At 43.0% G+C, this 16,640-nt stretch carries 16 protein-coding genes; 7 read left to right on the forward strand and 9 right to left on the reverse strand.

Translation table 11 applies throughout. The features are described 5' to 3' along the window. Positions 1-89: 89 nt before the first annotated feature. From sthA to CXF65_RS02710, 3 genes are all read right to left on the reverse strand, one after another. Positions 90-1,733 carry a Si-specific NAD(P)(+) transhydrogenase gene (gene sthA / locus CXF65_RS02700; protein ID WP_101210956.1) on the reverse strand — a complete coding sequence of 548 codons (1,644 nt, stop codon included), beginning with the start codon at positions 1,731-1,733 and terminating at the stop codon, positions 90-92. Between the two features lie 78 nt (positions 1,734-1,811). Next, on the reverse strand, positions 1,812-2,219 hold the full coding sequence (locus tag CXF65_RS02705) for a DUF4377 domain-containing protein (RefSeq protein ID WP_101210957.1): 408 nt from the start codon (positions 2,217-2,219) through the stop codon (positions 1,812-1,814). Positions 2,220-2,336: 117 nt separating this feature from the next. Then, positions 2,337-3,233 carry a pyruvate, water dikinase regulatory protein gene (locus CXF65_RS02710; RefSeq protein WP_101210958.1) on the reverse strand — a complete coding sequence of 299 codons (897 nt, stop codon included), beginning with the start codon at positions 3,231-3,233 and terminating at the stop codon, positions 2,337-2,339. Positions 3,234-3,833: 600 nt separating this feature from the next. Here CXF65_RS02710 and ppsA point away from each other — a divergent pair. The 6 genes from ppsA to CXF65_RS02740 all read left to right on the forward strand — a co-directional run bounded on the left by ppsA (position 3,834) and on the right by CXF65_RS02740 (position 9,457). Continuing rightward, a complete protein-coding gene (ppsA, locus tag CXF65_RS02715) occupies positions 3,834-6,218 on the forward strand; it encodes a phosphoenolpyruvate synthase (RefSeq protein ID WP_025653345.1) in 2,385 nt (794 codons plus the stop codon). 139 nt (positions 6,219-6,357) lie between these two features. Next, entirely contained in the window at positions 6,358-7,329 is a 972-nt protein-coding gene (locus tag CXF65_RS02720; RefSeq protein ID WP_227523183.1) for an RDD family protein, read from the forward strand. Between the two features lie 235 nt (positions 7,330-7,564). Next, positions 7,565-7,969 (forward strand): 30S ribosomal protein S6, encoded by a 405-nt coding sequence (gene rpsF, locus CXF65_RS02725; RefSeq protein WP_025653341.1) that lies wholly within the window; start codon positions 7,565-7,567, stop codon positions 7,967-7,969. Between the two features lie 16 nt (positions 7,970-7,985). Next, positions 7,986-8,216, forward strand: a complete 231-nt coding sequence (gene rpsR, locus CXF65_RS02730; protein WP_025653340.1) for a 30S ribosomal protein S18 — start codon at positions 7,986-7,988, stop codon at positions 8,214-8,216. A 20-nt stretch (positions 8,217-8,236) separates the two neighbouring features. After that, positions 8,237-8,752, forward strand: a complete 516-nt coding sequence (gene rplI / locus CXF65_RS02735) for a 50S ribosomal protein L9 (protein ID WP_101210960.1) — start codon at positions 8,237-8,239, stop codon at positions 8,750-8,752. Between the two features lie 480 nt (positions 8,753-9,232). Beyond that, on the forward strand, positions 9,233-9,457 hold the full coding sequence (locus CXF65_RS02740) for a hypothetical protein (protein WP_025653335.1): 225 nt from the start codon (positions 9,233-9,235) through the stop codon (positions 9,455-9,457). A gap of 35 nt (positions 9,458-9,492) precedes the next feature. Here the strand turns inward: CXF65_RS02740 and CXF65_RS02745 are convergent, their stop codons facing one another. The 3 genes from CXF65_RS02745 to cobT are packed head-to-tail and all read right to left on the reverse strand — an operon-like array spanning position 9,493 to position 12,073. Beyond that, positions 9,493-10,083, reverse strand: coding sequence for a histidine phosphatase family protein (locus CXF65_RS02745; RefSeq protein ID WP_101210961.1), 591 nt, complete (start codon positions 10,081-10,083; stop codon positions 9,493-9,495). A 35-nt stretch (positions 10,084-10,118) separates the two neighbouring features. Next, a complete protein-coding gene (cobS, locus tag CXF65_RS02750) occupies positions 10,119-11,006 on the reverse strand; it encodes an adenosylcobinamide-GDP ribazoletransferase (protein ID WP_101210962.1) in 888 nt (295 codons plus the stop codon). After that, entirely contained in the window at positions 11,006-12,073 is a 1,068-nt protein-coding gene (gene cobT, locus CXF65_RS02755; protein ID WP_101210963.1) for a nicotinate-nucleotide--dimethylbenzimidazole phosphoribosyltransferase, read from the reverse strand. Before cobT ends, cobS begins: the two co-directional genes overlap by 1 nt. 109 nt (positions 12,074-12,182) lie before the next feature. Between cobT and CXF65_RS02760 the strand changes: the two genes are divergently transcribed. Then, positions 12,183-13,319 carry a glycerate kinase gene (locus CXF65_RS02760; RefSeq protein WP_025653331.1) on the forward strand — a complete coding sequence of 379 codons (1,137 nt, stop codon included), beginning with the start codon at positions 12,183-12,185 and terminating at the stop codon, positions 13,317-13,319. Between the two features lie 140 nt (positions 13,320-13,459). Here the strand turns inward: CXF65_RS02760 and CXF65_RS02765 are convergent, their stop codons facing one another. The 3 genes from CXF65_RS02765 to CXF65_RS02775 form a co-directional block, all read right to left on the reverse strand. Continuing rightward, entirely contained in the window at positions 13,460-13,717 is a 258-nt protein-coding gene (locus tag CXF65_RS02765) for a hypothetical protein (RefSeq protein WP_025653330.1), read from the reverse strand. A 355-nt stretch (positions 13,718-14,072) separates the two neighbouring features. Continuing rightward, positions 14,073-14,411 carry a RidA family protein gene (locus tag CXF65_RS02770; RefSeq protein WP_025653328.1) on the reverse strand — a complete coding sequence of 113 codons (339 nt, stop codon included), beginning with the start codon at positions 14,409-14,411 and terminating at the stop codon, positions 14,073-14,075. Between the two features lie 75 nt (positions 14,412-14,486). Beyond that, the gene (locus CXF65_RS02775; protein WP_101210964.1) at positions 14,487-15,734 is read right to left on the reverse strand and encodes an NAD(P)/FAD-dependent oxidoreductase; all 1,248 of its coding nucleotides are present in this window, start codon (positions 15,732-15,734) and stop codon (positions 14,487-14,489) included. Positions 15,735-16,640 lie beyond the last annotated feature (906 nt).

Genomic DNA, 16,640 nt, shown 5'->3' on the forward strand with positions numbered 1-16,640 from the left:
TAAAATGAGGACACGTCTTAACACATAAAAAAAGCGCCTACATTATAGTTAGGCGCTTTCTTACTTATGAACTCAGTCTTTATTACCGCTTAGAAAACGCGGTTAAGACCATTGAGTGCCGCGACGCGATAAGCCTCTGCCATCGTTGGATAGTTAAAGGTCGTATTAACGAAATACTCAAGAGTATTATTACATTTCATGACCGCCTGCCCAATATGGATAATCTCTGAGGCATGGTTGCCGTAGCAATGAATCCCCAATATCTCAAGGGTCTCACGGTGGAATAGTATCTTTAATACGCCTGTGCGCTCACCGATGATCTGAGCACGGGCTAGATGCTTAAAGAAAGCCTGTCCTACTTCATAAGGGACTTGCTCATCCGTTAGCTCCTGCTCGGTCTTACCGATACTAGAGATTTCTGGAATGGTATAGATACCAGTAGGGACGCTCGAGACTGGCTCTGCGTCACTATCACCAACCATAAAGGCTGCCGCACAGCGACCTTGGTCATAAGCGGCAGAAGCCAGAGATGGCCAGCCAATCACATCGCCAGCCGCATAGATATTTTCGATATCAGTACGGTAGGTATCATCCACTTTTAGCTGACCACGACTATTGGCTTCTAAGCCGATAGCTTCTAAGTTTAAGCCTTCCGTATTCCCTGAGCGACCATTGGACCAAAGGATCGCATCAGACTTGATTTTCTTACCACTTTTTAAGTGCAAAATGACACAATTATCGTGAGTTTCAAGATGATCGATCTCTTCGTTGTTGCGAATCAGAACGCCAAATTGTCTAAAGTCATGCGCTAGCGCATCACTGATTTCACTGTCTAAGTAGCTGAGTAGCTTGCTCTGATTGTTGATCAAGTCGACTTTATAGCCCAGACCAGTAAAGATAGAGGCGTACTCACAGCCAATGACCCCAGCACCATAGATGATGATTTTTTTGACCACATAATCCATTTGCAGGATTTTATCTGAGTCAAAAACGCGTGGATGAGTGAAGTCTAAAATCTCTGGCCGATAAGGACGGCTACCGACCGTAATAATGGCTTTATTAAAAGTAACGGTTTCAAAGACATTTTCGTCGAGTTCGACACGGATGGTATGCGCGTCGGTAAAGCTTGCCCAGCCATGAATCACTTCAATCTGATTGCGCTCATAAAAGCGGGTATGGGTACTGACTTGATTGCGTATCACTTTGCGGGCGTTGGCGAGCACCTTATTTAGCGGTACTTGATGATACTCCATCGCTTTGGTAAACATCGGATCACGGCGAAAGTTAATCAAGTTAAATACCGATTGGCGTAAGGCTTTACTCGGAATCGTGCCGACATGAGTAGAGTTGCCCCCGACTTGCTCACGTGGATCGATGACTACAACTTTTTTGCCTGATTTAGCAAGCTTCATGGCAGCCGCTTCACCAGCGGGACCTGCGCCCAATACCACCGCATCATATTCAAACTGATGCTTATCACCCTTGATACGCTCAGAGTCTTTGGTAAAGCCTGACTTTACATCAATACGGGTATCGTCTAGCGGATTGACTAAGTCAGGATGGTGCATGATGTCATCGTTGACTTGCTCATGCGTTTGTTCAATTTTTTCTTTTTTGTTTTGCCCTTCTGTGCGTTCAGGCGTCGGCGCTGTGCCGCTCTCTTTATTAGACACTTCAGTATGAATGTCTTCACCGATATCATTGGTAGCGTCGTTTGGTTTTTTGCTTCCCATCGTGTCCTCTTTATTTCTTTATTTATCTGTCTGTAGGCTATGAGTGAATCACTGCTTAGATGAGCCATGGTCATGCTGCTAAAGAGTGCCCACCATACGTTGTGATAGGATGTTTTGCAATGTCCAATGCCCTGTCAAGCTTTGCTTGCCTTCATCTATTTGTGGACGCACGCTAATCACATACTCAGTGCCAAGGCTTGGTTTAAAATCATCGATCCAATCATAAGGAATCTGAAACACGCTACCATCTTTGCTCGATTTAGCCAGCAGGCACTGCATCGGTAAGGCCGAAGCACATGCCACACGATTTGGCATCACGGTAAGCGTTTGCGCTTCACCTAACACGATAGTTGGAATATAACGTGGCTCAGGTACCGGCTCGCGTGCAAATGGTGACGTCTGACAAGCACTAAGCAAAGTAGCCGCGCTTAACAACAGGCTAGTAAGTAATAAAGGTGTCTTTCTAGACTTATAAGGTGAACTCATAATATTCTCTATATGATAAAGGCATGGTTTTAAGTGAAATGGTTTTAAATGAGACTGTCATATATAAAGTGGTACAAATTTTTTTGGTCAACGCTGACGTATGACCAGCCGCTAGCGTTAGCCAATACGGCGTTTAAGACCCGTCATCTGTAAGATACGCGTGGCAATCTCTTCCACCGACATCTCTGAGACATCTAGGCTCGGAATACCGTGAGTAATATAAATCCCTTGTATCGCCCGTTGCTCTTGCTGGCACTGCTGATAGCTTGAGTAACGACTACCAGCACGGCGCTCTTGACGAATTTTGACCAAACGATCGGTATCAATAAGCAGACCGAACAATTTGTCTTTGTGCTCACGCAATGCTTTTGGCAATTGGTTGTCGTACAAGTCATCTTCGGTCAACGGATAATTGGCCGCACGGATACCGAATTGTAAGGCTAAGTATAATGACGTTGGGGTTTTACCCGAGCGTGACACGCCCACCAAAATGATGTCAGCAGCATTATAATGACGCGTACGTGCGCCATCATCATTATCCAAGGCAAAATGAACCGCGTCGATACGTTCTTTATAAGTCTCAGAGTCGACATCATCGTGTGCATGACCTGAATGTCCGTCTGGCTCTACCCCAGTCTCTTCAGCGACACGCCCAATCAAACCCTCATACATGTCTAGATTACAGCTGGTTGCTGAGTTAATTTTTTCGCGAATTTCAGGGCTGACAATGGTATCGAACACCAAAGGCAGCACACCATCGCGCTGATAAGCCATGTTGATTTGCTCAACGGCATCTTCAGCCCGCTCTACGCTATCAACATAGGGCAGCACGCGGGTCTCAAAAGGCACTGAAGCAAACTGACTTAAAATAGCGCGTCCAAGGGTCTCAGCCGTAATAGCCGTACCATCAGAGATAAAAAACGCACTTCTTATGGTTTGTGAATTGTCTAAGTTTAACGCATCATGATTTTGAATCGTGGGCTTATCTTGTTCGGATAGATTGCTTGAGTACATAACTTTAACACCTCTTTAACACCTCGGTTAAAACCCTAATAGTGGCCTAGAGTTAGCTTGTCGCTTTTTGCTCGTCTTTTAATCAATATTACTATTTTAATTATTTGTTAGGTTATTTATGCAAGTCATTGCACGCTTCATTATACGCATAATAGCGGCTCAATAGAAATCAATGTTGTCGGCAAACAGTGACACATCCGCGCCTTTACGGTCTGTATTGCGCTGCATGATTTTATTCATCGACTATATAAAACCTAACTTTATATTTTATGGATTGTGTTTTATATTTTATAGATTGTGTCTTATATATAGGTATGAAAAATATAAGTATGAAAACGGTAAAAGCGATTTTGGCCAGCATTTACTCATTTTTAGACATTTAAATAACCATAATGACACCCTGCTATGCCAGTAATATTAAAATTTTAGAGGGATCTCAAAAGTAAAATACTCAGGCGGCTGCCATAAATTATGTAGCAATCCCGACAATTTGTATCTTTTTGACGAATTTTTTGGTTCAAGGTCTCGAAATTCTTTAAATATAGGGGTATAATCGACCGTTATAATCTTTACTAAATAACCTTATTTTCTGGAGTTATCATGGCAGCGCAATCTACAGCACTTGTAATCAATCTTGATCAGCTAGGAAAAGACGACATTGAGATGGTCGGTGGCAAGAATGCCTCGCTTGGCGAGATGATCAGCCATTTATCTGATTTGGGTGTCAGCGTTCCAGGCGGCTTTGCCACCACATCAAATGCGTTCAATCGCTTTTTGACAGAAACAGGCTTACTTGACAAAATCAATAGCGAGCTAAAAACATTAGATGTGAATGATGTGAATAAGCTGGCTGCTACGGGTAAAAAAATCCGTACGTGGATTATTGAGCAAGAGCTGCCAAGCGATCTAGAGCAAGAAGTGCGTCAGTCATTCGAAACCATGAGTGGCGGCGAAGACATCGCCGTTGCTGTACGTTCTTCTGCGACTGCCGAAGATTTGCCAGATGCCTCATTTGCCGGTCAGCAAGAGACTTTTTTAAACATTCGCGGCATTGATAACGTCCTAATCGCGATTAAAGAAGTTTTTGCGTCTCTTTATAACGACCGTGCTATCTCTTATCGCGTGCACAAAGGCTTTGAGCATGAAGGCGTTGCGCTATCTGCTGCTGTACAACGCATGGTACGTTCAGAAACTGGCGCCGCTGGTGTGATGTTCACCCTAGATACCGAGAGTGGCTTTGATCAAGTCGTCTTTATCACTTCAAGCTATGGCCTAGGTGAAATGGTCGTACAGGGTGCGGTGAACCCAGATGAATTCTATATCTCTAAGAAATTGCTAGCCAATGGCAAGCCTTCGGTTATTCGCCGTAACCTAGGCAGCAAACATAAGAAAATGATCTATGGTGACGAAGGCAGCACGACTAAATCTGTCAAAACCGTCGATGTCGAAAAACAAGATCGTATGCAGTTCTCATTATCTACCGAAGAGCTGACCTCACTTGCCAAGCAAGCAATGACCATTGAAAAGCATTACGGTCAAGCGATGGATATCGAATGGGCCAAAGATGGCGATACCAATGAAATCTTTATCGTTCAAGCCCGTCCAGAAACCGTAAAAAGCCGCCAAGACAGCAATGTCATGGAACGCTATATCATCAATACAACTGATGCAAAAATCTTGTGTGAAGGCCGCTCAATTGGTCAACGCATTGGTGCGGGCAAAGTACGTATCGTTAGCAACTTAAATGAGATGGACAAAGTCCAAGATGGCGATGTCTTAGTTTCAGATATGACTGATCCTGATTGGGAACCAGTCATGAAGCGTGCCTCTGCCATCATCACCAACCGTGGTGGTCGTACTTGTCACGCCGCTATTATTGCGCGTGAGCTTGGTGTTCCAGCTATCGTTGGTTGTGGTAATGCCACTGAACTGTTGGTTGATGGTCAAGACGTCACCGTTTCTTGTGCTGAGGGTGACACCGGCTTTATCTACGAGAGTCAGATTGATTTTGAAATACAGACCAACTCTGTTGAATCTATGCCAGAGCTTGCCTTTAAGATTATGATGAACGTTGGTAACCCAGATCGCGCCTTCTCTTTCACCCAAATGCCGAACGAAGGTATTGGTCTTGCACGTCTAGAATTCATCATCAACCGTATGATTGGTGTGCATCCAAAAGCCTTGCTAAATATGAACAGCTTGCCACGTGAAATATCACAAGCAATCAATGAGCGTATCGCAGGTTATGCCTCACCAGTTGATTTCTATGTTGATAAATTGGTCGAAGGCATCTCAACGCTAGCTGTAGCATTTATGGATCAGCCCGTTATCGTTCGTATGTCAGATTTTAAGTCAAACGAATACGCTAACTTGTTGGGTGGTAAGTTATACGAGCCATCAGAAGAAAACCCAATGCTTGGTTTCCGTGGTGCTAGCCGCTACGTCTCTGACAACTTCCGCGATTGCTTTGAGCTTGAGTGTAAAGCCCTTAAGCGCGTACGTGACGAGATGGGTCTGACCCATGTCGAGATTATGATTCCATTCGTGCGTACCGTTGATGAAGCCGCTCAAGTGATTGAGTTGCTCGAGAAAAATGGTCTGAAACGTGGTGAAAACGGTCTACGCATTATCATGATGTGTGAGCTACCAACCAACGCGCTATTGGCAGAAGAGTTCTTAGAACACTTCGATGGTTTCTCAATCGGCTCAAACGATTTGACCCAGTTAACGCTTGGTCTTGACCGTGACTCAGGTATCGTCTCGCATCTATTTGATGAGCGTGACCCTGCTGTTAAGAAACTACTGTCTATGGCGATTGATGCTTGCCGCAAAGCTGATAAGTATATCGGTATCTGCGGTCAAGGCCCATCAGACCATCCAGATCTTGCGTTCTGGCTCATGGAGCAAGGTATCAGCTCAGTGTCATTGAACCCTGATTCAGTATTAGATACGTGGTTCTTCTTAGCTGGTGAAGAAGCAAAGTAAGCCGTAACTTAAGTCACAGCGGTAATTCACACAGTCATTGAAGATACAACCATTAGGGTCTATTTGAAAAATCTTGAATAGACCCTAATACTATGTCTTACAGTAGCGACTTAATATATGACTAACTATGCAGGCAATTATGCAGATTTTCCTAGCTCGAAATAACGTACAAGCCGGTCCATACACTTTGGATCAGCTCAATATTATGCTGACATCTGGTGAGGTTTTGCTGGATGATTTGATCTGGCACGACGGCTTAGACCAATGGCAGCGAGTTGGCAATTTAACCAACAACCAACGGGCGTATCGACCTGCTAATATCAGCAGCCCTGAAGTTAATGACTCTATTATCAATAATGTCACCGTGTTTCCCGAAGATGCTGAAACCAGCAGCGCTAAAGACGGAAAAAGCGTGTCATTAGACAGACTATATGGCAAGCCTGAACGTCCAAAAGATAACGCTAAAAATGCGAAAGTAGATATGACAAGCAACCGTCATCATACACCGCATAATAACGTGTCCTTAGATAAAACGGCTACCAATAAGAAAAGTACAGCCAAAGACAAAGTCGTTGGCAATGTGGTGCTTGCGCCTATTATGTCGCGCGTATTGGCGACAGCTCTTGATTGGCTACTATTAATAATGGCATTCCTTCCATTGATGCTAGCTATGAGAGAATTGGGCGGTATGCCAGCAGATCTACAGAATATGGATGAATTGATTAAGTATTCTTTGAGCCTATCGGAAAGTATTCCTAACGCTACACAGCTAATGTCTAATGCTACGGTCTTTGGGCTTATAGCTTTACAGTTACTGTTTATTATTTTACGAGGTCAATCGTTAGGTAAGCTTATTACGGGAATTCGTATTGTCGACCAGACTACTCATCGTCTACCTTCTTTTATCAGACTGGTTGGTATACGTACTTTCTTACTAGCATTAATTTACATTCCTTTTTCTACAACGTTTCTAGTGTTCATACCTTTAGCTCTCCATTATTATATGGCGTCTAAAAGCCCGCAAAACATCGGTTGGCATGACAAACTTGCCAAAACCTTAGTGGTAAAAGCGGATAGCAGTCAATTAGTCAAACAACCAAAAGTAAAATAGTCAAAAATATCGCACCTTAAAAACACAGATGCTATGAGAAAAGCAGCGCTTAGCCGTTGCTTTTTTCGTTTATTAGCAGTAGTCGCGTATTAACCTTTGTTTTCGTGCCTGACTACTGCTATAATACGGCGCTTTATAACCTAAGCTTACCCTCTCTCTATGAGACTGAGTTTACCTTATAAATCTCCTTGCTATTAACATAGGGTTAATAGCTACTAATCCGTAAGGAGTCCAAATGAGACATTACGAGCTGGTGTTAATTGTACACCCAGACCAAAGCGACCAAGTGGTCGGCATGGTCGAACGCTATATCAAGTTGGTTCAAGACAATGGCGGTGTTATCCATCGTCTTGAAGATTGGGGCCGTCGTCAACTGGCTTACCCAATCAACAAGATCCACAAAGCTCATTACGTTCTTTTCAACGTTGAAACTGACGGTGAGACTTTAGCTGAACTTGAAGAATTATTCCGTTATAACGACGCGATCATTCGTAGCCTAGTTATGCGCCGTGACGACGCTGTCACTGAAGAGTCGCAGTTAGCCAAGAATGCCGATGAAAAACGCGCACGCAAAGCAACTACTCGTCGTCCAGACAGTCGTGAAAACGATAATGACGACAACGACAACAGTGAAGACTAATTAAAGGAGAATACTCATGGCACGTTTCTATCGCCGTCGCAAATTCTGCCGTTTCACTGCTGAAGGCATCACTCACATCGATTATAAAGATGTTGAATTGCTAAAACAGTACATCAGTGATAATGGCAAAATCGTACCAAGCCGCATTACCGGTACGTCTACTAAATACCAGCGTCAGCTGGCGACTGCTATCAAGCAAGCTCGCTATCTTGCGCTACTTCCGTACACTGACAACCATCAGGGTTAACCGTTAACTAGGAGTGACTCATGCAAATTATTTTGTTACAGCGTATCGTCAACCTTGGTAAACTCGGTGAAACTGTCGATGTAAAACCAGGTTACGGACGTAACTTTCTTATCCCTTTGGGCAAAGCACTACCTGCTACTAAAGCTAACATTGAAAAGTTCGAAGCACGTCGTGCTGAGCTTGAAGCTGAAGAAGCTAAAGAAGTCGCTATCGCTCAAGAACGTGCTGATGCATTGACTGATGTTAATGTTATCATGCGTGCTAAATCAGGTGACGAAGGCAAGCTATTTGGCTCTATCGGTACTCGCGATATCGCTGAAGCATTGACTAACTCAGGTCTAGAAGTAGACCGTGCTGAAATCAAGCTACCTGAAGGCACTTTACGTCAAATTGGTGAATATAATGTTGATATTCAACTACACCATGACGTTACTGCTAGCATCTTAGTGACCATTCTTTCTGAAGATGGTGATAACGAAGATTCAGCTGAAGAAGACGAAGCACAAGACGAGAACGAAAACTATTCTGAAGAGTAATCTTCAAAATATCTAGGGCGTGTCTTCATTTCAAAAATGGCGATAAAAATGAGATAAATTGCCGTCAAACAAGAAAAATAGCGTAGATAATATCAGGATATTAACCAGCTATTTGACGATGTTTGGCAAGATTTAGCCCATTTAGATGACTATCGAGTGAATTGAAGACACGCCCTAGTTCAAGTCTAAAAAAGAGCCAGTAACTTATGTTGCTGGCTTTTTTTATGTCCTTTCCTTTGTTTTCTTAATAGTATAGAGATGAAGCAACCATAACGATGCGATCCTCATACAGCTGATATCTGACTAAAACCCGTATTCAAATCTTCTTTGTCATACCAAAGTCTATGTTGATAGTATTCAGCAACAAATAACCTAAAAACATATACTTAACAATAAGATACTCCCTATGAAAGCCTCTTTATTGTCACTGATTAAGTTGATATTATAATTCTATCTTTTTTATAGATAAGACAGGATCATATGATAAGCACTAACGATAAGTTACTTTGCACACAAGGTAATGACTTTTATTTAGAAGGTGAAACCTATACGGTAGGTCGGATCGTTAATGATAAATACTTTCAATTATTAACGGGTAGCAATGACGATCATTGGTATGCGACTTTAGATGATAAAGGTATTTATGTCAGCTTCGATTCTATGACTGCTCAAAGCAAAAAAGCTTGGTTCGATAAGATAGCTTAATAAAACGCTCATTTATGAGTACATATCATAGCTTTTTACAAGGACTGGTCATCATATATGGCCAGTTTTTTTGGATGAAAATCTAATCTACTACGTTGCTGATAGCTTACAGGTTGAGACCAATCAGCTGCTATCTTTGGCACACTCTGTCCAGCTTCAATCATCTTAGCTGCTGTTATCCAGCCAGCATGACCGACAGCTATTATTGATGTGTGGTCTTGTACGGCTGAAGCTTTATTTAACCAGCCTTCAACACGGTCAAATAACTCCTGCAAACTTTCCCCATTATCGGGCGCAAAGTCTGCAAAATTATCACACCAGTCGTCAATCTCTTGCTTAGCGATTTGCTCCCAAGGTCGGCCATCCCATTCGCCAAAATCAATCTCAGCAAGCTCAGGCGAAACTTGACAGTGAAAACCTCGTTGCACTAATATCTGCCCAACTTTCAATGAACGTTGTAATGGGCTTACCCAAATGACTTTAGGCAACTGATGCAAACGGGTAAAGCGCTGTATTTTATTAGCCAGACGCTTAATTTTGCGTTTATCGACATTGATATCCGTCTGTCCGATGCAAAACCCATTAGCTGCAATAGGCTTTGGATGACGCCAGATATAAAGAACCATTGATTGATTAGCCTTTTCTAAAGATTTCTTTTGAATTATAAAAAAGGTATAGCCGCTGCCAACCCAGCATATATCGCAACTTCGCTAAGCTGTTGTGTCGCCCCTAGTCCATCACCCGTATAGCCATTCAGACGCCTACGTAATAAGCATCGCATATAATCAGTCGCAACTAGCGCCAACACCAAAGCCAATAACCACTGACCAACGCTAATCTGCTGTATGGCATTAGGAAATATAACCATCATTAAAACGCCTGCCACCAGTAACCAGCCGCTACTGAACAATCCTTGTAACGCTGTCAGCTGCTGCGCCATAGGTTTGGCCTTGGCATGCTCTATCTCACCGCCATAAGGCAATAGAGCAAGCAGGCTAATACATAGCAAACGTGAAGCCGTATGTCCGATAATCAGTGCGACGATAGCCACCGATAATGACATGCTGGCTAATAAGGAAATCTTTAGCAGTAATGCTGACACCAAACCTAACACGCCATAGGTGCCCAAGCGCGAGTCTTTCATAATAGTCAGCGTGCGCTCGCGAGTCAGACCACCGCCCAAACCATCGCAGCTATCTGCAAGACCATCTTCGTGAAAAGCGCCCGTAAGCTTAATCCCAAAAGCCGTACTCAGTACTGCAGCAACTAGAGGCGTAAATAAAATACTACCGAGCCAAAACACGCCAGCGCAAAGTAACCCAACCAACAAACCGACTGCGGGGAAATGACGGCTGCTCTCGTGTAGCCACTGCGGATTATAGTTTTTGAATGACGGTACAGGCAATCGTGTCAAAAACTGAGTGGCAACCAGTAATAATAGCCATTCATGCTTTATAAATTGCCCAACACTTAGTTTAGACAATGACTGCTGTGAAGGCTCTGGTTGATTTGATAGCTTTTTTGATTCTTGCTTTAGTGGCTTTGACATTAGCTATTTTGCTCACTAATACCCGCCTCACTAAAGCTTGCCATCTCATTGATAATGGCACAAGCTGACTGCAATAGCGGGTATGCAAGCGCGGCCCCACTACCCTCGCCCAAGCGCATACCCATATTGAGTAATGGCTCAGCATTCAGCAGCTTTAATAAATGCGCATGCCCCGGTTCAACCGAATGATGGGCAAAGATAGCATATTGAGCAACACCGGGCGCTAGGCGCTCAGCAGCCAACAACGCGCTACTAGCAATAAAACCATCGATTAATAAAATGCGGCGTTCACTGGCGGCCTGAATCAGCGCACCTGCCATCATGGCTATCTCAAGTCCGCCTAATGCCGCAAGTATATCAAATGGTGCTTGCACTTCACTGTGCCGCGCTAATACTTGCGTTAAAATATCTGTCTTATGCTGTAGCCCTGCATCATCAAGACCAGTACCACGACCAATACAATCAGCAATTGCTACATTACCCAATCGTGCCAATAAAAGACTCGCCGCTGAAGTATTACCGATACCCATCTCACCGACAATTAATAGGTTGCCAACCATATCCTTTACTACGTTCATACCGTTTTCTAGCGCAGCTAAGCATTCCTGCTCTGTCATGGCAGGTTCTGTTAGCGCATCTCGGCTACCATGACGGACTTTATAATCGAGCAATTGTGGATGGTCTTTAAAAGGAGAACTGGCAAAGTCTGCATCTACACCAGCGTCGACTACCTTTAGCTCGATATTGTGCTGACGCGCCAAAACGTTGATAGCAGCACCGCCCTGCAAAAAGTTATAAACCATCTGCGCAGTGACCGCACTAGGATACGCGGATGTGCCATGCTTGGTTAGACCGTGATCGGCGGCAAACACTCGAATCTGTGGTTGGGTAATATTCGGTGTAAGCGTCCCTTGGATCATGCCCAATTGCAGTGCCAGTGTCTCTAAGCGACCCAGTGCGCCAAGTGGTTTGGTTTTTAGATCTATAATTTGTTGTAGCTGCTGACGTAGGTCATTGTTTTCTATATTGGCAATAGTGGGCGCAGTAAATGTGATCAAGGCAATCATCCTAAATGTTATAAATGAAACAGGAGACTATGGTAGCAGATTATCCAATTTATAATGATATGATTGGCCTAATTGCACAATTCCAACTCGCATAATCGTAGAGTATTTCATGAAAATTTTAATCGCCCCTGACTCATTTAAAGAAAGCCTAGAAGCATTGGATGTCTGCCACGCTATCCAGTCTGGATTCAGTCAAGTGTTTCCTGACGCTGACTATAAGCTGCTACCCATGGCAGATGGCGGTGAAGGAACTTCTGCAGTATTGTCTTATGTACTAGGTGGGCGCTGGAAAAACGTGGTGGTGAACGATCCACTCATGCGACCAATTACTGCCAAGTACCTGCTATTAAAAAATGAGACAGCCGTAATTGAAATCGCTCAAGCCTGTGGTCTGCATTTATTAACGACTGAAGAAAGAAATCCATTAATTACGAGTAGTTACGGCGTTGGCGAACTTATTGCGGATGCTTTAGATGAAGGCGTTAAACGCATCATTATCGGTCTGGGCGGTAGTGCCACCAACGATGCCGGTCTTGGTATGTTGATGGCGCTTGGCATGACGTTTCATGATAGTGACGACAATACGTTAGCCCAAGGCGGCGGCGCGCTGGCCAACTTGCAACGATTAGATGCGACAAACTTCCATACTAGTGTGCTGGAGACAGTATTTGAAGTAGCCTGTGATGTCACCAACCCTTTATGTGGCGAGTTGGGTGCCAGTGCAATATTTGGCCCTCAAAAAGGCGCCAGCCCGCAACAAATCAATGATTTGGATAAAGCGCTAACGCATTTTTCGAGTGTATGTGAGCAACATGGCTATCAGAATTACCAAGACATAGCGGGTGCTGGTGCTGCAGGTGGTCTTGGCTATGCGTTAATGAGCTTTTGCCAAGCTGAGTTAAAATCAGGCTTTGATGCAGTGGCAAAAGTTACCAACTTATCACAGCATATTGCAAATGCTGATCTGATTATTACTGGCGAAGGTAAGCTTGACGTGCAGTCTGCTATGGGCAAAGTAGCTAGCGGTATTAGTCAACTCGCCAAGTCTAGTCACAAACCTGTGATTGCTATTTGTGGTAGCGTTGACGGACTCAACCCTGCTCAGACCAGCCAATTCGATGTTGTCATGCCTAGTATTCAAAAATTAGATTCTATTGATAAGGTATTTAAAAACGCTTATAAAAATATCGAAACGACTGCGGTCAATATTGCCGCAGCGATACGCTTGGGTCAAAGTATGAAGTAGCTGTTAATACGTCTCAATTACTACTCGATGATAACCGCAAGCAACAATATAAAGCCAATTTCTTGACTATCAATCAATGGGCGCTACTCATTCCAAAGCGCGCCCATTTAGAGCCCTATCGGTTTAATTGAGGACGTGCTCTAATATCCAACAGCTGACTGCATTGGCATTAGCATAGCGCCTATAATCAATAACGGGATGGCGATTAAGGTTTTCAAAAATGGAGACTTGGTCTTTTCCCATCTGGTAAAAACGAAATACAAATTAGCAAAAGGTACAAATAAGTACATGAGTCCCCAAGCAGTCGACTCTTGAAAGGCAATGATAATCAACTTAATCCCGTAAATTATACATATAATTAAAGCGATAAAAAATAAAGCAATTCCTACGATTCCCATACTGCACTCCTCAAAGACATCTTTATGTAAAGTAAACTATCAGATTTATTGCTGAAACATAATAACAGCTGACTTAGAGAATGTATAATAATATTAGACATATGTGCAACAAATTTAATCGAGCTTACTTATCGATATTACTTTTCACTGACTATATATTCTTTGACTTTGGCGTCGTACAGGTTGCAAGCATTAAGCACAAAACAATAGATATTAATAAATCCGCTAAAAAAGCGGCTTATTCATACTACTGAATGTTAGAAAGTACGCTTAACTTTAGCGATCTGACAAATAAAAAAGGACACGATATTGCTATCATGCCCTCTTTATTCATACCTATATTACAATCAGTCTATTACTCAGCCGCGATGGCTATCATCTCAACCAGTAGTTCAGGACGCGCCAATGCTGACTCGCCACAAGCACGCGCGGGCGGCTGGATACCCTCAAACCAGTTATCCCATACTTCGTTCATTTCGGCAAAGTCCGACATGTCTTTTATCCAGACTGTCACTGATAGCAGTTTTGACTTGTCGCTACCCACTTCTTCTAACAACGTTTGGATCTTTTCCAAACAAGTCAAGGTTTGTGCTTTGATGTCATCTTCCGCATTGCCTACTTGACCACACAAATAAACGGTCTGATTATGAACGACAATTTTACTCATACGCTGATTGCTATGTAGCTTTTTTATCATATTGTATACCTTCAATTTATGAATTTAAGTCTTTGTTGAGCTATTCAGATATGCTGTTAATCTGATATGAGCTTAGTTAGAAAAACGTTGAGCGCTAAAGGGCGCTACATCTACCAGTACCGGCTTGTCATGAATCATCTCTTCAACCAAACGACCTGTCATCGGCCCTAATGTAAAGCCTTGATGACTGTGACCAAACGCAAACCATAGTTTGTCATGCTTGTCTGCAGGCCCAATAACTGGCTTCATATCCGGCATACAAGGACGTGATCCTGCCCACGCTTCGCTCTCAACCGCATCTTCTAATGGTAAGATTTTGCGAGCAAACTTCAATACCGTTTTTAATTGACCGAAGTTCTTTGGTGCATCCATTGTGGTCATCTCAGCACCGGTCGTGATGCGAATACCTTGCTGCATTGGCCCCATGACAAAGCCTTTATCCATATCAAACATACTGTGATTGATATTGTTTTTATCCGTCACTTTAAAGTGCTGATGATAGCCACGCATCGGGAACAAGGGTAAATTGTAGCCAAGTGGTTTGATCAAGTCATTAGACCAAGGGCCTGCTGCAATCACCAACTTATCACTATAGTAAGTGTCATTATCAGTGATGACTTTCCAACCTTCACCGTCTTGCACGATTTCTTTTACATCACTCTCTTTTATCGTGCCCTGCATGTCTTGGAAGTTTTTCGCATAGGCTTTTACAAGCGAGCTTGGGTTTGACACTTGCCAAGAGTTTTTCCAATGAATTGCACCAACGAAACCTTCAAAATTGGCGCTAGGCTCCATGGCTTTTAATGCTTCAACGTCTAATACGTTATGCTCAACGCCTTGGTTACGAGCATCAATAGCAGAGGCAATCGCTTCTTTAAAGGTCTCCTCCGAGCGATGCAATTGCAACCAACCATCACGAGTAACTAGCTCATCAGCACCAGAGGCGCTAATCATGGTTTGATGCTCGCTGGTGCAATGCTCAATCAACGTCTGCCACTCTGCTTCTATTTTTTTGACAGAGGCGGGCGTAGAGTATTTCCAGTATTGTAAAAGCGCCTGATGATAACGCAAGATAGCTGGGATACGATAGCGAATATCCGTCCCTTGGTTGGGTAATACTCTGATCATCTCAGTCAACTGACGCGGAAATGGATGCGTATGAATCGCTTCGCGCTGGATGAGGCCTGCATTGCCATATGAGGTCTCTGACCCGGGTAGCTTTTTGTCTAACAACAACACCTGCGAACCGTTCTTTTGTAGATGCCACGCAACTGAGGTGCCAACCATGCCTGCACCGATAACGATAACTTCATAGCGCATAACCTATCCTTTTCTTATGGTATTAATACAGAATGTCAAGTATGAGGACTTCACGAATAAGGTAGTAATAGTAACGCATTGAGCTGAATATGAAACCCTTAACTAATAAATATTTTTGCTATTAAATACTTTTGGTTATAGGCATCTGATGAGAGATAAATTGGTAGGAATAATAAGGTCGTTAAATGAACATTTAATATGGAATTAGACTGTCAAACTATGAATTTAGTTAACTAATTGTAAGGCCTACCCTTCTATTAATATTAGAAGAAAATCTAAATAATTTTGATGTAATAAAACTATCTATGAATAGTACGATGCATACGTCAAATAAATTTAGGGTCTGTTGAACATTCAAATATTAGGACTGCTGATTGCTAAAATCGTCCCAAACCTTTTATCAAATCAGGCGTAAACCGACGATAATGTCGAGACCTTAGCTAGGTTTACAACAACGTTTGGGGTGATTTTAGTATCAGCCTTTCAGGGCAGAGCTATTTTTTGCCAATACATGGCGAAATTGTCTAACCTAGAATGACTGGGCGTCAAAAATTTCACTGCGCATTGTCTAAAAAATAGCCACTGCCAGTTCCACATTTGAATGTTCAACAGACCCTAACCTCATAGCGGATTTATACTGAGTTAACCGTGCAACGAACAGACTATAATCTACCTGCAGTAATTATCAGCGACGATATCATGATTGATGTGCTTTCACAGACGATGGGACATTGGATAGTTTAAAAGTTAATTTGAGAAAAAAAGCTATAAATTGGGTTACTAAGAAAATATACTGAGAAAAGAGGACTCTAATAACATGGTAGATACACAGAATCCAGTGTATCAGGGGTGATCCGGAGTGACCCCTGCCGTCAAATCCGTACACATAAACTTGGGAGATTTTAG

The sequence above is a fragment of the Psychrobacter sp. Sarcosine-3u-12 genome (assembly GCF_002836005.1).
GTDB lineage: Bacteria > Pseudomonadota > Gammaproteobacteria > Pseudomonadales > Moraxellaceae > Psychrobacter > Psychrobacter okhotskensis.